The sequence below is a fragment of the Collinsella ihumii genome (genome assembly GCF_900046475.1).
GTDB lineage: Bacteria > Actinomycetota > Coriobacteriia > Coriobacteriales > Coriobacteriaceae > Collinsella > Collinsella ihumii.
Map to the genome: position 1 here is coordinate 1 of NZ_FCOU01000009.1, position 24,123 is coordinate 24,123.

The window sequence follows — 24,123 nt, forward strand, 5'->3', positions numbered from 1 at the left end:
GTCCGCGCCGCGACCACGGCGACCGTCCGCGCCGCACCCCGGGTGACAACGGCGGCCACGGCGGCCGCACCCCGCGTCGTCATCACGAGGGCTAGTTCGCCGCGCTGACCGTTTCGTTAGCTGTAATGGCGGGCCTCACGTATGTGGGGCCCGCCTTTTTCTACCGTGGTTTGTGTTTCATCGCGCTTTTGAGGGCGACTGGCTACGGGACGCTCCCGTTCCGGCTCGCGGGGACCGCAGGGGCCGCCGTATGGGTTGAAACGAACCCGTCCCCAAACAACCCATATCCGTGCGTCCTGTCAAATCCACGCTTTGTGTAGGGATAACGTCTGGGCTCGGATGGGGAGCGCCCCGAATTGGTACAATGCAATATCACTATGCACCTGCCGCAGCTCTCACGTGCGGCATGGATTTGAACGTCACGGCGGTGCGTCCGTCGTTTGGATACTCGGATCGACAGAAAGGATCTAATCGACCCCATGGCAACAACTAAGAAAAAGCCCGCGCCGCTCAAGATTATCCCCTTGGGCGGCCTTGACGGTATCGGCAAGAACATGACGGTGTTCGAGTGCGGCGAGGACATGGTGCTCGTCGACGCGGGCCTCATGTTCCCCGACGACACGCAGCCCGGCATCGACCTGGTGCTGCCCGATTACACTTATGTGCTGGAGCACGAGGACAAGCTGCGCGGCATCGTGGTCACGCACGGCCACGAGGACCACACGGGCTCTCTGCCGTACCTCCTCCAGGATCTCAACAACAAGGTGCCCATCTTCTCGAGCAAGCTCACGCTCGGCTTCATCGAGGGCAAGCTCGCCGAGTTCCGCATCCGTGCCCCTAAGTTCCGCGAGGTCAACGGCGGCACGCATGTGAACCTCGGCTCCATCCAGCTCGATTTCTTCGCGATGACCCACTCCATCCCCGGTGCACTCGGCGTATTCATCCGCACGCCCCAGGGCACGGTCATGCACACGGGCGACTTCAAGCTCGACCAGACGCCCATCGACGGCGTGACCCCTGATTACGCCGCCATCAGCCGCTTTGCCAAGCAGGGCATCGACCTGCTCATGTCCGACTCCACCAACGCCACGCGCCCCGGCTTCACCAAGTCCGAGGCCGAGGTCGGCCCGTCGTTGCTTGCGGCCATCAAGAACGCGCCCGGTCGCGTGTTCGTTGCGAGCTTCTCGAGCCATATCCACCGCCTGCAGCAGATCTGCGATGCGGCGCGCACCTGCGGGCGCAAGATCGTGGTCACCGGCCGCTCGATGCTCACCAACACCCGCGTGGCCCGCGAGCTCGGCTACCTCGATATCCCCGAAGAGGACATTATCGACGCCTACGAGATCAACAACATCCCCGAGGACCAGATCGTGGTCATGTGCACGGGTTCTCAGGGCGAGCCGCTCTCCGCGCTGTCCCGCATGGCGAACGGCGAGCACAAGACGCTCTCCATGCACGAGGGCGACACGGTCATCATCTCCGCGACGCCCATTCCGGGCAACGAGAAGGGCGTCCAGCAGGTCGTCAACAGCCTGGCCAAGATTGGCTGTAACGTCTACGACAAGAACCGCACGCTCGTGCACGTGTCGGGCCATGGCAGCCAGGAGGAGCTCAAGCTCATGCTCGCCATGACCAAGCCGAGCTACTTCATGCCCGTCCACGGTGAGGCCGTGCACCTGCGCGCGCACGCCGAGCTCGCCCGCAAGGTCGGCATCCCGAGCGACCATATCTTCATCCTCGACAACGGCGACTCCCTCGAGATGCGCAACGGCGTGGTCAAGCGCGGCGCGTCGGTGGAGTCCGGCGTGGTCTACGTTGACGGCCTGCGTATCGGCGACACCGACCCCATCGTGCTGCGCGACCGCCAGAAGCTCGCCAACGACGGCATGGTGACCGCCGTGGCCATCGTCTCGCTCAAGCGCAAGAAGATCGACGCGATCGAGTTCTCCGGTCGCGGCGTCTCGTTCACCATCGATGACGAGTTCTCGGCGGATGCCTCCGCGTCCATCATGAAGGTCATCGAGAAGGGCACGTTCAACTACACCAGCAGTGGCACCGACGCGCTGCGCAAGGCGGTGCGCGACTCGCTGTCCAACTTCATCTGGAACCGTATGCACACGCGCCCGATGATCATCCCGGTCGTCATGGAGGTCTAGCGTGGCGGCCACGGGTTCGAACAACGCCCGCAAGGGCCAGGCAAAAGGCAAGGCTTCGGCCAAGGGACGCTCGAAGGCGGCGCAGGCTGCAGCCGGGCTGCGCGCCAACGAGGGGCGTGCCGCCGAGGCCGTCGAGGTGGCGCCCCTGCTCGGCGAGGGGTCCGGCCGCGATATCGCGGGCGTGATCCTCGCCGTCGTGGCCGTCGCCTCGTTCATCGCCGTCGTCTCGCCCTCGAGCGCACCCGTCACCAGCGCCATCGCCGGGTTCTACCACCTGGGCTTCGGCCTGGGGGGCTACCTGCTGCCGCTTGTTCTGCTCGGCTGCGCGGCCATGCTCTTCATCAAGGGCTCGACGCCGGTGTCGGCAAGGACCTGCGCCGGCGCCGTGCTCATCTTCTGCTCTGCGGTCGCCATGCTGTCGCTCGCCGTGCCCGGTACCGAGCTGTCGAGCGACGCCATGTTCGTTCCGCAGAACCTGTCCTCTTCGGGCGGCTACCTCGGGGCGTTCATAGCGAGCGCCCTTCAGGGCGCGCTCGGAAAGGCCATCTCCTACGTGGTGCTCGTAGGATTCGTCGTGCTGGGTCTCGTGATCATCGGGTTTTCCATCAGCGATGTCGCCCGGTCGGCCGCCGAGCGCGTGGAGCGTTTGGCCCAGCGCCGCCATATCGACGTGAACGACAGCCCGTGGGGCGATAGCGAGGCCGCGTCCGTGGCGCCCGCCAGGCGCACCCCGCGCAAGATGCCGCGTCCGGTAAAGCCCAAGCAGGGCCGCCTGTTCGATGGCGACGGGACCGCCGAGACCACGTTTCTGGGCAATCAGACCACCACGGTGCTCGGTGCCGATGACGAGCCCGATGCCGATGAGGATCCCTTCGTCGACGTATCGGCTCAGGTGAAGGCCGAGCAGGCAAAGACCACCTTGATCCCGGTGGAGGAGCGCTTCGCTCCGACCGCCGCCAAGACCGAGGTCCTCGAGAAGCCCGCACGCGCGCCCAAGGCCGCAGGGTCCGCCCTCGATATCATCTCCGGCGCCCGTTCCGCCCTGAAGAGCGAGGCGAGGGTCCAAGACGCCGACTCCGCGATCGAGCCCCAGGATGTTCTGCCCTGGGACGAGCCGGTCGAAGAGAAAGCGGAGGCGCGCCGCACGGCCAAGGTCTCCAAGGCCGATGATGCCGTGAAGGCGTCCACGCGCACAAGCGCACCGGAGCCCGACGCCGAGATCGCCGCGCAGCCCGTGCCCGACTTCCTGCGCCAGGCCTATCACTTCTCCACATCTCGATGTGACTCAGTGACAGGCTCACTTCGCTCTGTTCACCCGTTCGTTCGCAGGCCGCAGAGCCGCCCCGCGCCCGCACGCCCCCTGCCCGCGAACGGCACGGCGGCACCCGCCACGTCGGTTCTCGAGGAGGAGGGGGAGACCAGGCAGCTGCCCCCTGTCTCCATGCTCCGCCACAACCCTGCGGCGCAGGCCAGCTCTAGCTCGTCCAAGGAGCTCGAGCAGACCGCCGAGGGGCTCCAGTCAACCTTGCAGGAGTTCGGCCTGCACTCTCGCGTCGTGGGCTGGATCGCCGGCCCCACCGTCACCACCTTCAAGGTGCAGCCCGGTGAGGGCGAGCGCGTGAGCCGCATCACCAGCCTCGAGGACGACATCGCCCTGTCGCTCGCCACCGATTCGGTGCGCATCTTCGCGCCGATTCCGGGCACCTCGCTCGTGGGCATCGAGATTCCCAACCGCACGCGCCAGACGGTCGCGTTCGGCGACATCCTGCCCTATGTCCAGGGAGGTCCGCTCGAGTTCGCCCTGGGCCGCGACGCGGAGGGGCAGCCCATGGTCGCCGATCTCGCCAAGATGCCGCACCTGTTGATCGCGGGCACCACCGGTTCGGGTAAGTCCGTCGTCATCAGCTCCATCCTCATGAGCCTGCTCATGAGGACGTTCCCCGAGGACGTGCGCCTGATCATGGTCGACCCCAAGCGCGTCGAGTTCGCTCCTTATGACGGCCTGCCGCACCTGTACGTACCGGTGGTGACCGAGCCCAAGCAGGCGGCGAGCGCCCTGCAGTGGGCGGTATCGGAGATGGAGCGCCGCCTCAAGGTGTTCGAGCGCATCGGCGTGCGCAAGATCTCGACGTTCAACGAGAAGCAGGCTGCCGGAGAGTTCGAGAAATACGACAACCCGCCGGCGAAGATGCCCTATCTCGTCATCGTCATCGACGAGCTCTCCGACCTCATGATGGTCGCCGGCAAGGATGTCGAGGCCTCCATCGTGCGCATCGCGCAGCTCGGACGTGCCGCGGGCATCCATATGATCGTGGCCACCCAGCGTCCGAGCTCGAACGTCGTCACCGGCCTCATCAAGGCGAACATCACCAACCGCATCGGCCTGACCGTCGCCACGGGCATCGACTCGCGCGTCATCCTGGACCAGACGGGCGCCGAGAAGCTGATCGGCCAGGGCGACATGCTGTTCTCACGCGTCGACTGGGGCAAGCCCAAGCGCATCCAGGGCTGCTACGTCTCCGACGAGGAGATCTTCTCGGTCGTCGAGTTCGTGAAGGACCAGAGTCCCGCCGACTACCACGAGGAGATCCTCTCGGCGGTCTCCCCGGCTGCCCTCGGCGGCGCGGGCGGGGGTTCCGGCGCTCGGGAGGCATCCGACGACGACCCGCTCATCTGGGAGGCGGCGCGCATCGTCGTCGAGTCCCAGCTGGGTTCAACTTCCGGTTTGCAGCGTAGGCTCAAGGTCGGTTACGCGCGCGCCGGCCGCATTATGGATATGCTTGAGGAGAAGGGCGTGGTCGGTCCACCCGACGGATCGAAGCCGCGCGAGGTCCTTCTCGACGAGGAAGGTCTGGCCGCGCTCGAGGCCGTCGAGGCCCGCATGGCCGATGAGGATGAGTTTGGAGGGTTCTGATGGCAAGTCGATTCGGAGAGATGCTCCTCAACAGGCGACGCGAGCTCGGTATGTCTATCCAGCAGGTCGCCAATGTCATCAAGATTCGCCCGCAGATCATCGAGTTTTTCGAGACGGGGAACTTCGCGTCGATGCCCCCGCGCGGCTACGCGCAGGGCATGATCGCCAGCTACGCCCGCTACCTCGGTCTGAATCCCCGCGAAGTGGTCAATGCGTATTTTGACGAGCTGTACGTCTACGAGCGCGGCGGCAGCGCTGCCGGCAGCCAGTTTACCGAGGGGGCGACGAACCCTGTGCCCCGAAGCGCGAGCATGAGCGGGCGCTACCTCATGGTCGACACGCCCCCTGCTCCCAATTCGCGCTACGCGCAACGGCCGCCGCAGGCCGGCTACGTGTCCGATTCCACCTCCGGCCACGTGCCGCTGCGCGTGGCGGACAACCAGCGCCGGGCGGCGAACCTGCCTGCGGGCGATGCGTTCGGGCGCGACCTCGGTGGATCCGGATACGATCGCGGCGGCTACGGCGCCCCTGAGCCGGGTAGCGCACCCGACCGCACCGTTCGCATGAATCGTCCCCAGAACCTGTCGCGCACGACGAATATGGGGCGCCAGGCGGGTCCTTACCAGCGTGGCGGCGCGCCGCGCTCGGGCCTTTGACATCGCGACTGAGTAAACGTAGATTAAAAAGTCATTTGTTTTGTGATATGCGCTCATCATCTGTGCTGTCTCTTATACACATCTAGATGTGTATAAGGGACATGGGCGGCGGCCTCCTCAACGACTCGCGCGTCATCATCGGCGGCCTGATCGCCATCGTGGTGCTGCTCATCCTCGTGATCTTCCTGCTGGTTCGTAGCTGCACCGCCACGCCCGCGGCAACTGATCCCGCCACGGCTGAGACCCCCGCGACGACCGCGATGACCGATACCGGCGAGGAGGATGACGCGACGGGCGACGACTCGACGGACACCCCTGCGACCGATGGGGACACCCAGGACGCCGACACTTCGGATGCCGGCACCGCCGACACCGCGGCGAGCCCGCAGACTCCCACCGAACCGGTCGAGACGAACGTCACCGTCGCGATTCCCGAGGGCGTCACATCCTGGCTGGAGATCTACGTCGACGGCGTGAGCGTGTACGCGGCCCAGACCGCGGGCCCCTTCGAGCAGAGCTACACGCCCGAGTCCTCTATCGAGATCACCGTCGACCACCCCGGCGACGTCGAGATCACCAAGAACGGGGAGAGCGTCGACTGGGATACCCGCACCTCGGGTGTCGGCAAGGTGACGATCAACGTGCCGCAGCCCGAGACGCCCGCCACGACCGATGCCGAGGGCACGACGGATGGGGAGTCCACCGACGGCACCTCCACGACTGACGATTCCGCTGCGGCCGCTGCATAACGGGCCGCCGCAAGACGAAAGGAGCCTTCCATGGCAAAAGATTCCAGCTTCGACGTTGTGTCGCAGGTCGATATGCAGGAGGTCGATAACGCGTTCCAGCAGGCGACGCGCGAGATCTCCCAGCGCTACGACCTCAAGGACTCCGGCGCGACGATCGCGCTGTCCAAAAGCGACAAGCTCGTCACGGTGAACGCCCCCGCCGACTTCGTCGCCCGCCAGATCATCGACCTGTTCGGCTCGAAGCTGATCAAGCGCGGCATCGATCTGGCTGCGGTCAAGTGGGACACCCCGCAGGCGGCATCCGGCGGCACGGTCCGCGTGCTCGGCCATATCGTCGAGGGCATCGACCAGCCCACGGCAAAGAAGATCAACAAGGACATCAAGGACACCAAGGCCAAGGTCAAGGTCACCATCGAGGCTGACAAGCTGCGCGTGACCTCGCCGTCCAAGGACGCGCTGCAGCAGGTCATCCAGTTCCTGCGCGACCAGGACTACGGTCAGCCGCTCCAGTTTACCAACTACCGATAGGACCCGCCGGAAGGGTTTGTGCAATCAAGGGGATCGAGGATATGTCCGAACAATTCGCCGACGCCTTTGGCGTCGTCTACTTCATCACGCTCGGGTGCGCCAAGAACGAGGTCGATACCGACCGGATGCGCTCCCTGCTGCTCGCGGCAGGCTACGAGGAGGCGCTCGATGTGGAGGAGGCCGACCTCGCCATCGTGAACACTTGCTCGTTTCTTGCCTCCGCGACCGAGGAGAGCATCGAGGCGACCCTTGCGCTCGCCGAGGAGGCGGCCGACGGCGTGCGCAGCCTGCCCATCGTGATGTGCGGCTGCGTCCCCTCGCGCTACGGCGCGGACCTTCCCGCCGAACTGCCGGAGGTCGCCGCGTTCGTGAGGACGGACGAGGAGGACGGCATCGTCGGCGTCGTCGACGGCCTTTTGGGCGTCACGCGCGCGGTCCCTGCGCATGTTCCCGACGTCAAGCGCACGGTCGAGGGCTCCGTCGCCTTCGTCAAGATCTCCGACGGCTGTGACCGGTTCTGCAGCTTCTGCGCGATCCCCTATATCCGCGGCCGCTACCGCAGCCGTCCGTGGTCCGAGATCCGCGACGAGGTCGTCGACCTTGTCTCCGAGGGCGTGCGGGAGCTCGTCCTCATCGGTCAGGATACGGGCATCTGGGGCCGCGACCTCGCCGATGAGGGTGAGGGGCCGCACGACCTCGCGTCGCTGCTGCGCGCCGTCGCCGAGGCGGTTCGCCCCCATGACGTCTGGATCCGCGTCCTCTACCTGCAGCCCGAGGGCATGACCGACGATCTCATCTCCGCGATCCGCGACACCCCCGAGGTGCTTCCCTATATCGATATCCCCGTGCAGCACTGCAGCTCCCGCGTGCTCTCCGCCATGAACCGCTCCGGTTCCGAAGAGGAGCTCGACGAGCTGTTCGCCCGTCTGCGCCGCGAGATTCCCGACATGGTCATCCGCACCACGTATCTCGTCGGCTTCCCCGGCGAGACCGATGAGGAGCACGAGCGCATGCTTGCCTTCATGGACCGCACCGGATTCGACTACACGAGCGTGTTCTCCTTCTCTCCCGAGGAGGGGACGCGCGCGGTTAAGCTCGACGGCCAGATCGACGACGACGTGAAGCTCGAGCGCACCCAGGCTGCGATGGACCTGGCCGAATCGCTGGGCTTCGCAGCGACGGCATCCCATGTCGGCGAGCGCGCGCAGGTCATCGTCGACGGCATCGAGCAGACCGACGAGGGGTACGAGCTCATCGGTCATGCCTGGTTCCAGGCTCCCGACAGCGACGGCGCCGTCCATCTCGATGCGGGCGAGGCCGCCGTGGGGGATATCCTCGAAGTAGAGTTCACCGACAGCTTCTGCTACGAGCTTGTCGGCCATGTTGTGGAATAGCGAGGAATCATGGGTACTTCTGGCACCTCCGTCCCCGAGGGGCATCCGAGCATCTGGACCCCGGCGAATATCGTGACCTGCGTGCGCATCGTGTTCATCCCGGTGTTCATGGTGCTTTGCGACCTGTCGTACAACAACGGGTCCGGCCAGGTTTCCGTCGGGCTCGCGTTCGCGGCGTTCGTCCTGTATATGGTCCTGAGCCTGACCGACAAGGTCGACGGGTACCTGGCGCGCTCGCGCCACGAGATCACCGATTTCGGCAAGTTCCTCGATCCCATCGCGGACAAGCTGCTTGTGTTCTCCGCGCTGCTCCTCCTGATGGACATCGGCTACGTGAACCTGTGGTTCGTCTTCATCATCCTGGTGCGCGAGTTTCTGGTGAGCGCGCTGCGCATGGTCGCGAGCGCGGCCGGCGTGGTGATCGCCGCTGACAAGCTCGGCAAGGCCAAGACCGCCGTGACTATGGTGGCCATCTGCGCGTATCTGTTCACGTTCGCCCTGTCGGCTGCGGCTGGAGCGACCGGCCTGGCCGCGTCGCTCGCAAGCTGGCTTCTGCTCATCTCCGATGCGCTCATGATCGCGGCCGTGGTGCTCACCGTCGTTTCCGGCATCCAGTATTTCTGGAACGGCCGGTCGGTCATCTTCTCGTAGCGAAGGAGCGGATCCATGCGGGGACATGAGGAACTGCAGCGCCAGATCGACGAGATGGCGCATGAGGTCGTTGCGCGCTGCTCGGAGCGCGGGGTCACCGTCGCTTCGGCCGAGTCGCTGACCGCGGGCATGGTCTGCTCGTCGATCGCGGGCGTCCCCGGTGCCTCCGAGATCCTGCGCGGAGGGGCCGTCACCTACGTCAACGAGATCAAGCATGCGGTCCTCGGGGTGAGCAGCGACTCGCTCGAGCGCTTCACCGAGGTCTCGCATCCGGTTGCCCGCGAGATGGCGACGGGTGCGCGCAGCCTGTTTTCGACCGACATCGCGGTGAGTCTGACGGGTTATGCCGGACCTACCGGTGGGACCGAAGAGAACCCTGTCGGAACGGTGTATCTGGGAATCGCCAGCGATGCGGGCGTCCGTTCCGTGCGCGAGGTTTTCGAGGGAGACCGGCTCGGCGTCAGGATGCGCGCCGCCATACGGGCGCTGCAGCTCATACTCGAGTGTCTGGACGAATGCACTGAAAGCAGGTAGCTGACTGCTCTTGATACGCGTGGCCCGTCATGTCCTTTTGCGGATGCATCGCGCGGCAGTGCATGCAGGCCCACAGTTAAATCCACGTGGATGAGGCTCCGTAGCTGCCGGTTTGGAATCCGGTCGGACCTGGTGCAGGGCTCGTCGGAGACCCGTCGGGGCACACAGGACATCTCGTCGGGGACGTACTCTAGGATATCCTCGTCAGTTCTTGACTGCGAACAGCTGTTCGAATATAGTCAAGACGGTAACGTTCTAGGGAGGATTCGCATGGCAAAGAGTTCAGGTCCGGCGCGCCAGATTCACGAGCGCACGTTCGGCGAAGAACGCGACAAGATGATCGACTTGACCAAGGCCGACATCGAGAAGAAGTTCGGCAAGGGCGCCATCATGCGCTATGGCGACGGAGGTCCTGAGCTCGAGATCGAAGCGATTCCCACCGGAGCGCTGGCTCTCGACGCAGCATTGGGTATCGGAGGAGTTCCGCGCGGGCGCATCATTGAGATCTATGGACCCGAGTCTTCCGGTAAGACCACGCTTGCGCTCGAGATCTGCGCCGAAGCGCAGGCGGCTGGCGGTGTCGTTGCGTTTATCGACGCCGAGCACGCGCTCGATCCCGGTTATGCCGCCCGCATCGGCGTCGATATCGACGAGGTGCTCATCTCGCAGCCCGATACCGGCGAACAGGCCCTCGAGATCTGCGACATGCTCGTGCGCTCCGGCGCCATCGACGTCGTCGTCATCGACTCGGTCGCCGCGCTCGTGCCCCGCGCCGAGATCGAGGGCGAGATCGGCGACTCCTCGGTTGGCCTGCAGGCGCGCCTCATGAGCCAGGCGCTGCGCAAGCTTGCCGGCTCCCTCGCCAAATCGCGTACGACCTGCATCTTCATCAACCAGCTGCGCGAGAAGATCGGCGTCATGTTCGGAAATCCCGAGACCACGACCGGCGGTCGCGCCCTCAAGTTCTTCTCGTCGGTCCGTATCGATATCCGCCGCATCGACCAGATCAAGAACGGTCAGGAGGTCGTGGGCAGCCGCGTGCGCTGCAAAGTCGTCAAGAATAAGGTCGCGGCCCCCTTCAGGACCGCTGAGTTCGACATCATGTACGGTACGGGTATCTCCAAAGAAGGCTCTATCCTGGATATGGGCGTCGACTTCGGCATCGTGACCAAATCGGGCGCATGGTACACCTATGAGACCGAGCGCTTGGGTCAGGGTCGTGAAGCCGCCAAGGAGTTCCTGCGCACGAACCCCGGCCTCGCTGAGGAGATCGAGCACAAGGTGCGCGTCTCCTGCGGGCTTGAATTCGAGGACGAGCCGGTGGGGGAGGCCGTCGATCTGACGACCGGTCCCGCTGAGGAGTAGCCATGGGGGAACAGGGCGCGACGGCTGCCGAGGCCGTTGCCCTCGAGGTGAGGCTTCCCGACGCCGCGGCGCGTGCCCGGGCTCAGGCGTGCGGCCGTAAGCCGATGGCCGAGGTCACGCTTACGCTCGACTCCGGTGATGAGCGCCAGATCGTCGTGCCCGTCCGCGTGGGCCGCGTGCTCGACGAGGCGGGCATCGCTTTCCCTTGTCCGGTCGATGATGCGTTCGATGCTATCCATGCGCTCGAAGGCCGCGTGTGCTTCGCCATGATCACAGAGATTCTCTCACGAAGGGATCATGCGGTCGACGAGCTCAGACGGAAGCTCTTGTCGTACGGGTTCCGGACCGAGGAGATCGAGCCCGCCATCGCCCACGCCCAAAGCCATCGCTTTGTCGACGACAGCCGTTTTGCTGGCTACTTCATCGAGGAGCGCCTACGCCGCGGCTGGGGACGCAGGCGCATCGAGGCCGAGCTCGTGAGGAAAGGCGTCGATCTCGAAGCCGTTCCCGGCTACCCTGAGCGGTACTTTTCCGAGGAAGATGACCTCGCCCGTGCGCGTGCGGCCCTTGAGCGCAAAACCGTTCCTTCCGAGCGCGCGTTCGAAAAGCTCGTGAGATTCCTCGTGTCACGCGGATTCTCATACGGTATCGCCTCCGACGCCGTTCGTGATCGTCTTGGGAACCATTGATCAATTCATTTCGCATCGGGCGCCCCCGTGGCGGGCGCCCGATGCGAAAGCAATCGATCAATGCTTCCCTAGCCGATGTGTGACCGTTGCCGTATTGTGACCTCCGCCGCTCACATATGTATCCTTTCCATACGCCGTCTGCTTGTTTGACATCGCGACTGAGTAAACGTAGGATTAAAAAGTCATTTGTTATGTGATATGCGCTCATCATAGATGAGATTGATATTTGTACTGTCAATGTCGACTTTCATACTGGGTGACTCATCCCTAGCAAATGTCTCGCCGTCCGTGTGACAGCACGGGCGGTGCTTTGTCTGTTGAAGAATGCGTAATGATTAAGGAGAACTGAGCATGGAAGTAGCGATCGGCATTGTATGCCTCCTCATCGGGGCTGCCGTTGCCGCAATCGCCATGCGCAGCGCCAAGAGCGGAAGCCTGCGAGAGGCCGATTCGAAGATCGAGTCGGCTCACGCGGAGGCGGAGCGCTTGATCGGCGATGCCAAGCGTACTGCGGAAACGATGAAGAAAGAGGCCCTGCTCGAGGCCAAGGAAGAGATCATTCAGAACAAGCAGGCGGCCGAGGCCGAGGAGAAGCAGCGCAAGCGCGAGCTTCGTGCCCTCGAGAACCGCGTCATGCAGCGTGAGGAATCCCTCGATCGCCGCAACGACGCGCTCGACAAGCGCGAGCACCAGCTGTCGAGCCAGGCGGGCCAGATCGAGAAGCGCTCCCGTGAGCTCGATCAGCTGGTCGCCAAGCAGACCACGGAGCTCGAGCGCATCTCGGAGCTCACCCGCGAGGACGCCCATCGCGAGCTCCTCGATAAGGTTCGCGGCGAAGTGACCCATGAGGCGGCGGCCATCATCCGCGACTCCGAGCAGCAGGTCCGCGCCGAGTGCCACAAGACCGCCCAGGAGATAATCTCCCTGGCTATCCAGCGCTGCGCCGCCGATCACACCGCCGAGGTCACGGTCACATCGGTGCATATTCCCTCCGACGACCTCAAGGGTCGCATCATCGGTCGCGAGGGTCGCAACATCCGCACGTTCGAGCAGGTGTCCGGCGTCAACCTTGTGATCGACGACACGCCCGAGACGGTCGTGCTGTCGAGCTTCGACCCGGTCCGTCGCGAGACGGCGCGCGTCGCGCTCGAGAACCTGATTGCAGACGGCCGCATTCACCCTGCGCGCATCGAGGAGATGTATCGCAAGGCCTCCGATCTCGTCCAGCAGCGCGTGCGCGATGCGGGCGAGCAGGCCGCGTTCGATACCGGCATCCACGATCTGCACCCCGAGCTCGTAAAGACGCTCGGCGCGCTGCGCTACCGCACCTCGTTCGGCCAGAACGTGCTGCAGCATTCCATCGAGGTCTCCGAGCTCTGCGGCATCATGGCTTCCGAGCTCGGCGTCGACGTGCGCGCCGCCAAGCGCGCCGGCCTCCTGCACGATTTGGGCAAGGCGATCGATCACGAGGTCGAGGGCCCGCATGCGGTCATCGGCGCGGATCTCGCCCGCCGCTATGGCGAGAAGCCCGCGATCGTGCACGCCATCGAGGCCCATCACGGCGATGTCGACCCCAGCTCGGTGCTCGCGGTCCTCGTTCAGGCCGGCGACGCCATCTCGGCGTCCCGTCCCGGCGCCCGTCGCGAATCCGCTGAAAGCTACATCAAGCGCCTCGAGAAGCTCGAGGAGATCGCCAACTCCCATGCCGGCGTCGAGCGCACGTACGCCATGCAGGCAGGCCGCGAGGTCCATGTCATGGTTCAGCCCGATAAGATCTCCGATGCCCAGGCAACGGTGCTCGCGCATGATATCGCGCATCAGATCGAGGACGAGATGGAGTATCCCGGCCAGGTCCGTGTCGTTGTTATCCGCGAGAGTCGCGCCGTCGATATCGCCAAGTAGCGCCCATGTCTGACGCGAACGAGCTCATTTCGTTTATCGCCTCCATGTCTGGTGAGGGGAACCTGCGCGTCGAGGAGAATCTCGGCGAGGGTTTCGTGAAGCTTCGCGTCTCCGAGGCTGAGCGCCGTCAGGCCAAGCACGACATCCAGCATGTCGAGGACATCGTTATCGAGATGCTTCGCAACGCGCGCGATGCCGGCGCCACGAAAATCTATGTCGCCACAGCTAAAGAGGAGCGTGTTCGCACGCTCCTCTTTCTTGATAACGGTTCCGGCATTCCGTCCGACATGCACGAGCGCATCTTCGACGCACGCGTGACCTCGAAGCTCGAGACAATGAAGATGGACCAGTGGGGCGTCCACGGGCGCGGCATGGCGCTGTTCTCCATTCGCCAGAACGCCGAGTCCGCGCACGTGGTCACCTCCGCTCCCGGCAAGGGCTCGGCGATTCGCGTGGTCGTCGACACCGATAAGCTCTCCGAGCGCGCCGACCAGTCGACATGGCCCTTAGCGGAGAAGGATGACGCGGGGGTTTTCAGCTGCACGCGCGGGCCGCACAACATCATTCGCTCGGCATGCGAGTTCGCCTTGAGCGAGCTGCACGGCTGCGACGTCTTTCTCGGCTCTCCGGCCGAGATCGCAGCGACGCTGTTCTCCCATGCCTCTTCTTCGCTCGATGCCTCGACGCTGCTGTTCGTCGATGACGCCAACCAGCTTCCCGTCATCGATCGCCTGGGGAATGCGGGAGATGCCTCAGACTTCATGCGCGTTGCCAAGGAGATCGGCATCGATGTGTCCGAGCGCACGGCGCATCGCATCCTCGCCGGCACCATAAAGCCGGTACGGAGCGTCTCCGCGCGCCTGCTTCGCGAGAGGACCAAGGCGGCGCCGAAGCAGGTGGGGCCCGTCGATCTGGCGCGCGACAGGCGTGGGCTTAAGATCGCCCACGAGGACCTGAGCCAGTTCTCTCGAGCGGTCGAGCGCGATTTCAACGAGCTCGCGTCCCGGTACTATCTGAATCTCGTCAACGATCCCAAGATCCGGGTGACGCGCGACCGCATCACCATCACGTTCGATATCGGCAAGGAGGAATAGCCGCTCACTGCTTGTATCAGGGGGTCCGATACGATAAAGTCTTCATAATGCCTTAATTATGCACTACACGCAGGAGAAATGTAGCATGGAGTTCCTGAAGGTATCGAGCAAGTCGTCGCCCGCGTCGGTTGCCGGCGCCATTGCCGGTATGGTAAAAGACGGCGTGCCCGTCAATATGCAATGCGTCGGAGCTGGCGCGGTGAACCAGGCGATCAAGGCCATCGCGATCGCTCGTGGTTTTCTGATTCCCACCGGGTTCGACATCTCGTGCGCTCCGGTTTTCTCCGATATCCTTATCAACGGTGAATCCCGTACGGCGATCAGGCTCTCGGTGTACGTGCATCGGCTTTCCGCGAAGGCGGGCGACACCTTCGATTTCACAGACGATAATCTTCGAGTCGGGTAGGGTATGCAATCCTCTGTTCTTTCCGGTAAAACCTATTTCATCCGTACGTTCGGCTGCCAAATGAATATGCATGATTCGGAGCGCGTGAGCGGTCTTCTGGATTCGTGCGGATGCCTTGAGGTGGCTGAGCCCGCCGAGGCGGACATCGTCGTCTTCATGACGTGCTGCGTGCGCGAGGCGGCAGACACCCGTCTGTACGGTCAGTGCTCTTCCTGCAAGAGCCTTCCCGCGCCTCCGGGCGGCAAGCGCGTGATCGCGGTCGGCGGCTGCATCGCGCAGCGCGACGGTGCCGGCCTGTTGACGAATCTCGATAACGTGGACGTCATCTTCGGTACGGCGTCCATCGCCCATGTCGCAGAACTGCTCGAGCAGGCGTTTGTTGAGGGCGGCCACCATATCCGCTGCGAAGAGAAGGACTCCGGCGCCGCGACGGACATGCCGTGGCACCGCGCTGAGAACTATCGCGCTTGGGTTCCCATCATGACGGGCTGCAACAACTTCTGCAGCTACTGCATCGTCCCCTATGTCCGCGGACGCGAGAAGAGCCGCTCGTTCGAGGAGATCGTCGACGAGGTCACGGGGCTCGTCCGCATCGGCGTGCGCGAGATCACGCTGCTCGGTCAGAACGTGAACTCCTATGGGCGCGACCTGTTCGGGGCTCCCCGTTTTGCGGAGCTGCTGCGCGCGGTGGGCGATACCGGCATCGAGCGCATCTTCTTCACGTCGTCCCATCCGAAAGACCTTCTGCCCGAGACCATCGATGCCATGGCGGAGGTTCCCGCGGTGATGCCGCAGCTGCATCTGGCGGTCCAGTCCGGTTCCTCCCGCATCCTCAAGTTGATGAACCGCCGCTATACCCGTGAGCAGTACCTTGCGCTCATCGACCAGGTTCGGGAGCGGATACCCGACATCGCGCTTTCCACGGATATCATCGTCGGTTTCCCTGGTGAGACCGAGGAGGACTTCGAGCAGACGCTGTCGTTGGCGGAGCAGGTGGGATACGCGCATGCGTTCACGTTCATCTACTCTAAGCGAGCGGGCACGCCGGCGGCGACCATCGAGGACCCCACGCCGCGCGATGTCATCCTCGAGCGCTTCAACCGTCTCGTGAAGGTCATCGAGGACGGCGCGTACGCCTACAACCAGCACGATCTCCATACGGTTGTGCCCATGCTCGTCGAGGGCACCTCGAAAAAGGATGCGACCAGGCTTCTGGGCAAGAGCCCCAAGAACCAGACGGTTCACGCTCCGATTCCCGAGGGGTACACGGTGGACGAGCTTATCGGCAAGATCGTCGACGTCGACGTCGATCGTGCGCGCACCTGGTATCTGTCTGGAACGGTGGTCGGATCTCCGCGATGAGTGACGGCAGGGGAGAGACGCAGGTAAAGCCGGTCATCGCGATCGTCGGCCCCACGGCGTCCGGCAAGAGCGCGGTGGCCGACGAGGTTGCCGTCCGGCTCGATACGGAAGTCATTTCCGCGGATGCCATGCAGGTGTATCGGGGCATGGATATCGGCACGGCCAAAACGCCGGTGGCTGAGCGCCGGGTCCCGCTGCTGCTCGTCGATATCGTCGATCCCTGCGAGGCCTACTCGGCAGCGCTGTACCAGATCGATGCCCGCCGCGAGATAGACCGATTGCTCGGATGCGGCAAAGCGCCCATTTTGTGCGGCGGGACGGGTCTCTATGTCCGAGCCGCCCTCGATGAGATGGACTTCCCGAGCGGCGATGTCGAGAGCTCGTCCCGCATGCGGTATCAGGCCATGGCGGCGGAGCTGGGCGATGAGGGGATCCACGCCGTGCTTTCCGAACGCGACCCGCGCAGCGCCGCCCTGATCCATCCCCATAACGTGCGCAGGACGATTCGTGCCCTCGAGATGCTCGACGAGGGGGTGTCGTATGCCGATCAAAGCTCGGGATTCTCTTGTCCCCGCGCTCGGTACGAGAGCATGCAGTTCGCGCTGACCATGGATCGGCAGCGGCTGTACTCTCGCATCGACGAACGCGTGGACCAGATGGTGCGCGCAGGCCTTGTCGACGAGGTCCGCGAACTCGTGGCGCACGGCGCCGCGGATGCATTGACCTCGCGGCAGGCAATCGGGTACAAGGAGATTATCGACGCCCTCGAGCATCGTTGCACGATGTCCGAGGCGATCGATACCATCAAGATGCGCTCACGTCGCTATGCCAAGCGCCAGCTTTCCTGGTTCAGGCGCGATGGGCGCATCGTTTGGCTTGATATGGACGAGATGGGCGTCGAGCAGGCCGCTCAACGCATCATCGAAGAATACGAGAGAGGCTGAGTTTGGCTCGATTCACCTTCCTTTCGACCTCGATTGAACCTGAACGCGCGCTGCTCGTTGGCGTCGAGTGGCGCACGAATGCCTGGCCGGTCGAACGCTCCCTTGACGAGCTGGAGCGGCTTGCGGGCACGGCGGGCGCCGAGGTGGTGGGCAGGTTGACTCAGCGCCTCGAGCGGCCGGTGCCGAAGTCGTTCATCGGATCGGGTAAGGTGCAGGAGCTCAAAGACCTTGTCTCACGGCTTGATGTCGATGTCGTCATCTTCGACGACGATCTCACGCCGGCGCAGCAGTCTCACCTGGAGAAGACCATCGGTGAGCCGACGAAGATCATCGATCGCACGGCGCTCATCCTTGATATCTTCGGCTTGCATGCCAAGACGCGTGAGGGGCGGCTTCAGGTCCAGCTCGCACAGCTCCAATATCTGCTGCCGCGTCTGCGCGGCATGTGGTCGCATCTGGCGAAAGAGCAGACGCGCGGCGGCATCGGAAGCAGGTTCGGTCAGGGCGAGAGCCAGCTTGAGGTCGACAGGCGATTGATCCGTAATCGCATTTCCGCGTTGCGCCGCGAGCTCAAGGAGCTTGAGAAGCGGCGGGAGGTCCAGTCCAAGCATCGCGTCGAGTCCGATGCGTTCCGCGTGGCGCTTGCAGGCTATACGAATGCCGGCAAGTCGACGCTTTTGAATACGCTGACGGGTGCGGGGGTGCTTTCGGAGGACAAGCTGTTCGCAACGCTCGATCCCACCACGCGCTCCTACGTGCTTCCGGGCGGTCGCTCCATCACGATTACCGATACGGTCGGCTTCATCCAGAAGCTTCCCCATGGACTGGTGGAGGCGTTCAAATCGACGCTTTCCGAGGTGCGCAGGGCGGATCTTATCCTCAAGGTGGTCGATGTTGCCGATGAGGATCGCGAGCGCCATCTTGAAGCCGTCGATCGCGTCTTGGAGGAAATCGGAGCAGGAGAGCGGCCCTCGCTTACGGTCTACAACAAAGCCGATCTGCTCGACGCCCACGAGCTCGAGACCCTGCGCGTCCGAATGCCGCAAGCGGTCTTCTTCTCCGCTCGCACTGCGCTCGGGCTTGAGCAGCTTCTTGACAGGCTAGCTGCCGAGGCCGCGGCAACCGACCGCCTGATCAGCGCCGAGGTCCCGTATCGGGAGGGGTCGCTCATGAAGGTCGTGCGCGAGCAGGGCCAGGTGCTATCCGAAGAGTACCTGGAAGACCGCATGCGGATCGTCGCGAAGGTTCCCGAGCGTATAGCCGCCAGGCTGCAACGCTACGCCGTCGAATAAGACGGTCGATGCGGCGTCATCGGCAGACAAGCTCGAAGATGACGATGAGAAGCGGCTGATGGACGAGGTAGATCGGCAGGCTCAGCTTTCCGATCCTTGAAAGCGCGGGGACGGCATCGACGTACATCCATGCCGGATAGCCCTCGGGGCGAATTCGCGAAAAGAGCTGCGAGGCGTAGGCTCCCGCGAGGTACATGAAGGTAAACGGGACGATGGGGTAGTAGTCTCCCGATGTGAAGCCCGTGGCCGGGAATCCGAGCCATGCGAGTCCCTCTACCTGATAGAGACGGTGGGGAACATCGAGGGTTAGCAGGAACAGGATGAGGGCGGCTGTGCAGGGTATGGCCGGGTGCAGCCGCCTGAGCAGGGGATCGAGCACAGCGTAGATCGCGGTGCTCGCGGCCATACAGAACAGGATGCCGAACGATACGGGCGTGTCGAGGGCCGCGACCGTGGTTGCCGCCCATACGACCAGCGCGGCAGAACCGTAGACCGCGGCTCGCTTGAGATTGTTGCGCGAGCAGGATGTCATCCAGCCGGCGAGCGCAAGGAAGACCCAGCTGATGGAGGTTCGCCAGATGTCCTGGAACAGCGTGCCCCGGAACCAGGGCATGTCGAAGCCGTAGATATAGGCGGCATCGTACGCTGCATGGAACAGCACCATCGAGATGATGGTGAATCCCCTGAGTATATCGAAAAAGGCGATACGCCTTCTCTGAGTTGCCTGGTTGCTACCCATGTGCTTTCGCAGACGGTCTAGAAGCGACGCATCAGCGCCACGACCTTGCCCAAGATGGTGGGATTGGTGGCGTAGATGGGTTCCATGGCATCGTTTTCCGGCTGCAGGCGCACCCGTCCCTGCTCCTTGTAGAACGTCTTGACGGTCGCCTCGCCATCGATCATCGCCACGACGATCTCGCCGTTCATGGCGCTCTTCTGCTCGCGGACCACGATGTAATCGCCGTTGTAGATGCCGACGTTGATCATGGAGTTGCCGTGCACCTCAAGGATGAAGGAGCTTGAATCCGTCGCTATCTCGGTCGGCAGGGTGAAAGTGTCCTCGACGTTTTGCTCGGCCAGGATGGGCAGGCCGGCCGCAACGCGCCCGATTAGCGGAAGCGAGATGGTCCCGCGATCGGGAACCTCCTTGACCTCGGCGAGTGCGCTCGCCGACCCGTCCTGGTTGAAGACCTCGAGCGCACGGGGTTTCGTCTTGTCGCGCTTGATGAGCCCGCGCTCCTCGAGAGCCGAGAGATGGGCGTGGACCGTGGAAGGGGAGGATAGACCGACGGCCGCCGCCATCTCGCGCACGCTGGGGGGATATCCCTTCTCCTGCTGATAGGCGCGTATGAAGTCGTAGATCTGCTGTTGGCGCTTCGTGATTTTGCGTGCCATGTCCCTCTCCAATCAAATCCCAAACAAATGTTCCCATTTTTCTTGACAAGAACAACTGTTCGAACATAATAATATACGAACACTCGTTCTTGCGCCAGCAAAATATGTCCGCGCGAGAAGGTATACCTACTATCGTCAGTCAGACGAGAGGAGATATCGATGAGCACCAGTATGTACACCGACGGAAACCTTGCCTTGGTCCTTGATTCGCCCCGTGCCGGCTTTTCCGTTGTCGATGGCTATAAGCGCACCTATGATTCGAGCGACCTGGCTCAGGAGCACGCCGCCGCTTCCGCACTGGCCCCGAAGACCCTGGCGATCGTGTTCGCGCTGGCCGCCATCATGATCGCCTGCCTGTTCGGCACGCTCATCGCCGGACAGTGCGCCTACGATACGGGCCTTGCGTCCCAGCAGCGCGCCGAGCTCGTCGTTGGTTCCGGGGACACGCTGTGGAGCATCGCTTCCGAGCACGCTATCGAGGGGCTGAGCACCCAAGACACCGTATCGGTCCTGCGTGAATGGAACGACCTTTCCACAAGCTCGCTGACTCCGGGCACGACGTTGGTTGTTCCCGCATAATGATCGAAAGGGGGTCTTCATGGCCCCCTTGCTGTTTTCCAGGAGGTCTTCTGGCCGGCGATGCGCCTGCGACTGGGGATTCGATGTGTCCCGTTTGTCCGTGGTAGACTTGTTCGTATCGTCAGTTTGGAGACGGAGGAGGTCGCATGCGTTGCCCAAAGTGCGGCTTTGACGATACCCGTGTAGTCGATTCTCGTACCCAAGAGGCCACGAACGCCATCAAGCGCCGCCGCGAATGTCGGAAATGCGGATACCGGTTCACCACGTTCGAACGGTGCGAAGATCCCATCGAGGTGCTCAAGAGCGACGGATCGATTCAACCTTTTGATCGCAACAAGCTGCTGGTCGGCCTCATGCGTGCGACCTCCAAACGAGATATCGATCTGTCGGCGCTCAACGGCATCATCGATGACATCGAGCGCGAGCTCCGCGGCCGCACGCTGACTGCTGTCAGCTCTCACGAGCTCGGTGACATGGTTCTCAAGCGCCTGCAGAAGATCGACAAGGTCGCTTACATCAGATTCGCATCGGTGTACCGTGACTTCCAGGACGTTGACGAATTCATTGAAGAGCTAGATAAAATCAGGTGATGACATGGCAGAGCTGAACGTTTCAATCAAGCGACTTGATCCCGAGGTCGAGCTTCCCTCATATGCATATGAGGGCGATGCGGGCTTGGATCTTCGTGCGAACGAGAGCGTCGAGATCCCACCTCATGAGCGCGTGCTCATCTCCACGGGCATCGCGATCGCGCTTCCTGACGGCTATGCCGGTTTCGTTCAGCCTCGGAGCGGCATGGCGCTCAAGCGCGGCCTCTCGATCGCGAACACCCCCGGCCTCATCGATGCCCATTATCGTGGCGAGATCAAGGTTATCGCGGTGAATCTCGATCCCCGTGAGACGATTCGCATCGAGCGCGGTGAGCGCATCGCGCAGCTGGTTATCCAGCAGGTTCCCGTCGTTCATCTCGTTGAGGTCGACGAGCTCGATGAGACCGATCGCGGTGCAGGCGGGTTCGGGTCGAGCGGCTCTCACTAGATGGGCCTCGATACGGTTTGGAAACGGACGCATGCGTGCGTCCGTTTTTTGTTGCCCGGTGAAGGCCAAAGAACGCTAGCGGATGTGGGCGGGTTTGTCTCCGATGTAGAATTCGGCGAAATGGCGCTCGCGGCGCTTGGGCTTTCCGACGAGCTTCATCGTCTCGCGCACGATGTCTTCGGCCGCATGGGGATGGCAGAGCGCGTCTGCGTTGATGAGAAGCGCCCTGAGCGCGCTCGGATTGTCGTTCAGGTGCTTCAGCGTCGTGATGAGCTCTCGTGCCGTAGTCACGTGCATGCAGGCGCCAAAGCCGGTGAGCATGGTCGTGTTCGCCTTCTCCTGGCCGTATGATTTCCCGAGGAGCAGCATCGGCAGGTGCGCACAGAGGCATTCGGTGACAGCGAGACCGCCCGACTTGAGAATGGCGAGGTCAGACGTGTGCATCAGCGTCGCCATGTCCTCGACGTAGTCCATGACGGTCACGTTCTCGAGCCCCATGGCCGAAAAGATCGTTTTGAGCCGATTAGAGTATTCGGTGTCGCGGCCGGGCAGGAAGACGAAATGCATGTCTTCGAAGCTGCGCAGGAAGGGGAGCGTCTGCTCCATGGATGCGCGGAAGCGAACGTAGGGCTGCGGCAGGCTCGCTCCCGCCATGACCAAGACGATCTTCTTGTCTTTGGGCAAACCGAACTTCTCGCGGTCCTCAATAGGGTCGGAATCTATATCGAAACCGCCGCGCACGGGGATGCCTGTGATGGCGATGCGGGATTCCTCGACTTTGCGGGGACGCAGGGTTTCAGCCATGAACTCGGTGGCCACGCAGAACAGATCGGTCTCCTTGTGGGGCCACCAGCCCTCGATCTCATAATCGGTGGGAATGCAGACGATCGGGTATTCCACACCGGTGATCATGCGGGCGCCGACGGCGACGTTCGCTGCGGTGATATGCGTCGCGATGATCGCGAGCGGTCGCTTGTCGAGAACATATTCATTGAAGGCAGGGAACATGACGCGCGACCATCCGGTGCCGCCGCCCCACAGGAGGCGTCCGGTCAGGGTGTAGCGCCAGGTGATATCGTAGATGGGGCGCGTCGCTCCCGTGAACGCGGCGGCGGTCTTGTTTCCGTCAAACTTGATACGCCCGAAGTCGAGGATGTCGATTACATCGACGAGGACGTCATCGGGGATGCCGTCCGTGCCGCGCATGCGCTCGATGGCCTGCGCGACCGCATGCGCGGCCGCCCGGTGTCCCGAGCCGACCGAGGCATGCATGATGGTGATCACGGGCTTGGCGGGGGATGCCGCCGTGGCGATCTGAGCGTCGGAAGGGGTCGGGGCTGCGTTTGGTGTATCGGATATATGTTGCGATGACATGCAGCCTCCTTTGCGAACTCCGTCCTATTGTACGCTGTGCAGGCGGATGCGACCACGTTTGCTGCCGGTATGGTTGATAGACAATACCTTGTATCATGTTTGTACATAAAAACTTGGGGTATGAGGAGACCGAGTGACCGTTGAAGGAGGATTTCATGGATTCTGCTCGTGAATTTGATGCCATCGTCATCGGCGGAGGCCCTGCGGGAAGCGCCGCAGGACTCTATGCTGCACGCGCCAGCCTGCAGGTGCTCGTGATCGAGCAGGGTATGCCGGGCGGGCAGATCGCGACGACGGATATCGTCGACAACTATCCGGGTATCCCGAACATCACTGGCGCTGAGCTCGGGCAGAAGATGCTCGATCATGCTGAGTCGGCGGGTGTCGAAGTCGCCTATGCGATGGTGCTCGCCGTGGATCGCGACGAGGACGGCGTCTTCACCGTCAAGACCGATTTCGAGACGTATGCCGCACCGGTTCTGATTATGGCCACTGGAGCGGTCCCGCGTACCGCCGGGTTCACGGGTGAGGATACGTTCCGCGGCCGCGGAGTCTCTTATTGCGCAACGTGCGACGGCATGTTCTACCGCAACAAGAAGGTGTTCGTGGTCGGTGGCGGCAATTCCGCGAGCGAGGAGGGCCTGTATCTCGCGCATATCGCGAACGAGGTCGTGATGGTCCTGCGTCGTGACGAGTTCCGCGCGCCTCAGGGACGAGTCGACAAGCTGTTGGCCTGCGACAACGTTTCCGTTAAGTACTCGACTTCGATAGATTCCGTCGAAGGCGGGCACCTGATCTCCCGAATCGCGTTCAGGGACAACGTGTCGGGTGAGACCTATGTCGAAGAGTATCCCGAGGGCTCGGTCGGCATCTTCGTGTTCGCGGGAAACGACCCGGTAGTCGATCTGGTGCGTCCTATGGTTGAGATCGCGCAAGACGGCGGTGTCGTCACCGATGAGACCATGGCGACCAAGACGCCCGGGTTGTACTGTGCCGGCGATATGCGCTCGAAGAAGCTTCGTCAGGTTGTGACCGCGGCGGCAGATGGAGCCATCGCCGGGTCGGCGGCCTATGCGTACGTTCGGGAGCTTCGGGGTTAGG

At 63.1% G+C, this 24,123-nt stretch carries 23 protein-coding genes; 20 read left to right on the forward strand and 3 right to left on the reverse strand.

Translation table 11 applies throughout. The features are described 5' to 3' along the window. Positions 1 to 479 precede the first annotated feature (479 nt). The 16 genes from BN3789_RS06715 to hflX all read left to right on the forward strand — a co-directional run bounded on the left by BN3789_RS06715 (position 480) and on the right by hflX (position 18,636). A complete protein-coding gene (locus BN3789_RS06715) occupies positions 480 to 2,156 on the forward strand; it encodes a ribonuclease J (protein ID WP_066831997.1) in 1,677 nt (558 codons plus the stop codon). A 1-nt stretch (position 2,157) separates the two neighbouring features. Continuing rightward, complete coding sequence (locus tag BN3789_RS06720; protein WP_066831999.1) at positions 2,158 to 5,070, forward strand: DNA translocase FtsK; 2,913 nt, start codon at positions 2,158 to 2,160, stop codon at positions 5,068 to 5,070. Further along, positions 5,070 to 5,726 carry a helix-turn-helix domain-containing protein gene (locus BN3789_RS06725; protein WP_066832001.1) on the forward strand — a complete coding sequence of 219 codons (657 nt, stop codon included), beginning with the start codon at positions 5,070 to 5,072 and terminating at the stop codon, positions 5,724 to 5,726. Before BN3789_RS06720 ends, BN3789_RS06725 begins: the two co-directional genes overlap by 1 nt. 101 nt (positions 5,727 to 5,827) lie before the next feature. Next, positions 5,828 to 6,475, forward strand: a complete 648-nt coding sequence (locus BN3789_RS06730) for a hypothetical protein (RefSeq protein WP_066832003.1) — start codon at positions 5,828 to 5,830, stop codon at positions 6,473 to 6,475. Between the two features lie 30 nt (positions 6,476 to 6,505). After that, a complete protein-coding gene (locus tag BN3789_RS06735) occupies positions 6,506 to 7,003 on the forward strand; it encodes a YajQ family cyclic di-GMP-binding protein (RefSeq protein WP_066832004.1) in 498 nt (165 codons plus the stop codon). 41 nt (positions 7,004 to 7,044) lie between these two features. Further along, on the forward strand, positions 7,045 to 8,397 hold the full coding sequence (gene rimO / locus BN3789_RS06740) for a 30S ribosomal protein S12 methylthiotransferase RimO (protein ID WP_066832005.1): 1,353 nt from the start codon (positions 7,045 to 7,047) through the stop codon (positions 8,395 to 8,397). Positions 8,398 to 8,406: 9 nt separating this feature from the next. Then, the gene (gene pgsA, locus BN3789_RS06745; RefSeq protein WP_066832006.1) at positions 8,407 to 9,048 is read left to right on the forward strand and encodes a CDP-diacylglycerol--glycerol-3-phosphate 3-phosphatidyltransferase; all 642 of its coding nucleotides are present in this window, start codon (positions 8,407 to 8,409) and stop codon (positions 9,046 to 9,048) included. Between the two features lie 15 nt (positions 9,049 to 9,063). Further along, positions 9,064 to 9,582 (forward strand): CinA family protein, encoded by a 519-nt coding sequence (locus BN3789_RS06750; protein WP_066832008.1) that lies wholly within the window; start codon positions 9,064 to 9,066, stop codon positions 9,580 to 9,582. A 270-nt stretch (positions 9,583 to 9,852) separates the two neighbouring features. Further along, positions 9,853 to 10,947 (forward strand): recombinase RecA, encoded by a 1,095-nt coding sequence (recA, locus tag BN3789_RS06755; RefSeq protein ID WP_066832010.1) that lies wholly within the window; start codon positions 9,853 to 9,855, stop codon positions 10,945 to 10,947. A 2-nt stretch (positions 10,948 to 10,949) separates the two neighbouring features. Next, complete coding sequence (locus tag BN3789_RS06760) at positions 10,950 to 11,636, forward strand: regulatory protein RecX (RefSeq protein ID WP_187119126.1); 687 nt, start codon at positions 10,950 to 10,952, stop codon at positions 11,634 to 11,636. A 351-nt stretch (positions 11,637 to 11,987) separates the two neighbouring features. After that, positions 11,988 to 13,538, forward strand: coding sequence for a ribonuclease Y (rny, locus tag BN3789_RS06765; protein WP_066832012.1), 1,551 nt, complete (start codon positions 11,988 to 11,990; stop codon positions 13,536 to 13,538). A gap of 5 nt (positions 13,539 to 13,543) precedes the next feature. Continuing rightward, on the forward strand, positions 13,544 to 14,632 hold the full coding sequence (locus BN3789_RS06770) for an ATP-binding protein (RefSeq protein WP_066832014.1): 1,089 nt from the start codon (positions 13,544 to 13,546) through the stop codon (positions 14,630 to 14,632). An 85-nt stretch (positions 14,633 to 14,717) separates the two neighbouring features. Then, a complete protein-coding gene (locus BN3789_RS06775; RefSeq protein WP_066832019.1) occupies positions 14,718 to 15,038 on the forward strand; it encodes a stage V sporulation protein S in 321 nt (106 codons plus the stop codon). A 3-nt stretch (positions 15,039 to 15,041) separates the two neighbouring features. Then, the gene (miaB, locus tag BN3789_RS06780; RefSeq protein ID WP_066832024.1) at positions 15,042 to 16,400 is read left to right on the forward strand and encodes a tRNA (N6-isopentenyl adenosine(37)-C2)-methylthiotransferase MiaB; all 1,359 of its coding nucleotides are present in this window, start codon (positions 15,042 to 15,044) and stop codon (positions 16,398 to 16,400) included. Then, positions 16,397 to 17,344: a tRNA (adenosine(37)-N6)-dimethylallyltransferase MiaA gene (gene miaA, locus BN3789_RS06785; RefSeq protein ID WP_066832026.1), complete on the forward strand. Its 948-nt coding sequence runs from the start codon at positions 16,397 to 16,399 to the stop codon at positions 17,342 to 17,344. Before miaB ends, miaA begins: the two co-directional genes overlap by 4 nt. A 2-nt stretch (positions 17,345 to 17,346) precedes the next feature. Next, positions 17,347 to 18,636 carry a GTPase HflX gene (gene hflX / locus BN3789_RS06790; RefSeq protein WP_066832028.1) on the forward strand — a complete coding sequence of 430 codons (1,290 nt, stop codon included), beginning with the start codon at positions 17,347 to 17,349 and terminating at the stop codon, positions 18,634 to 18,636. A gap of 16 nt (positions 18,637 to 18,652) precedes the next feature. Here the strand turns inward: hflX and BN3789_RS06795 are convergent, their stop codons facing one another. After that, complete coding sequence (locus BN3789_RS06795) at positions 18,653 to 19,375, reverse strand: heparan-alpha-glucosaminide N-acetyltransferase (RefSeq protein WP_229254244.1); 723 nt, start codon at positions 19,373 to 19,375, stop codon at positions 18,653 to 18,655. Positions 19,376 to 19,392: 17 nt separating this feature from the next. Continuing rightward, positions 19,393 to 20,031: a transcriptional repressor LexA gene (lexA, locus tag BN3789_RS06800; protein ID WP_066832030.1), complete on the reverse strand. Its 639-nt coding sequence runs from the start codon at positions 20,029 to 20,031 to the stop codon at positions 19,393 to 19,395. A 159-nt stretch (positions 20,032 to 20,190) separates the two neighbouring features. Between lexA and BN3789_RS06805 the strand changes: the two genes are divergently transcribed. From BN3789_RS06805 to dut, 3 genes are all read left to right on the forward strand, one after another. Beyond that, positions 20,191 to 20,610, forward strand: coding sequence for a LysM peptidoglycan-binding domain-containing protein (locus BN3789_RS06805; protein ID WP_066832032.1), 420 nt, complete (start codon positions 20,191 to 20,193; stop codon positions 20,608 to 20,610). 146 nt (positions 20,611 to 20,756) lie between these two features. Then, the gene (nrdR, locus tag BN3789_RS06810; RefSeq protein WP_066832034.1) at positions 20,757 to 21,200 is read left to right on the forward strand and encodes a transcriptional regulator NrdR; all 444 of its coding nucleotides are present in this window, start codon (positions 20,757 to 20,759) and stop codon (positions 21,198 to 21,200) included. Positions 21,201 to 21,204: 4 nt separating this feature from the next. Continuing rightward, positions 21,205 to 21,648: a dUTP diphosphatase gene (gene dut / locus BN3789_RS06815; RefSeq protein ID WP_066832037.1), complete on the forward strand. Its 444-nt coding sequence runs from the start codon at positions 21,205 to 21,207 to the stop codon at positions 21,646 to 21,648. Positions 21,649 to 21,723: 75 nt separating this feature from the next. Here dut and BN3789_RS06820 read toward each other — a convergent pair whose 3' ends face one another. Beyond that, complete coding sequence (locus tag BN3789_RS06820; protein WP_066832038.1) at positions 21,724 to 23,022, reverse strand: MGDG synthase family glycosyltransferase; 1,299 nt, start codon at positions 23,020 to 23,022, stop codon at positions 21,724 to 21,726. A gap of 155 nt (positions 23,023 to 23,177) precedes the next feature. Here BN3789_RS06820 and BN3789_RS06825 point away from each other — a divergent pair, with 155 nt between their 5' ends. Then, positions 23,178 to 24,122 (forward strand): NAD(P)/FAD-dependent oxidoreductase, encoded by a 945-nt coding sequence (locus BN3789_RS06825; RefSeq protein WP_066832039.1) that lies wholly within the window; start codon positions 23,178 to 23,180, stop codon positions 24,120 to 24,122. Position 24,123: the final 1 nt, after the last annotated feature.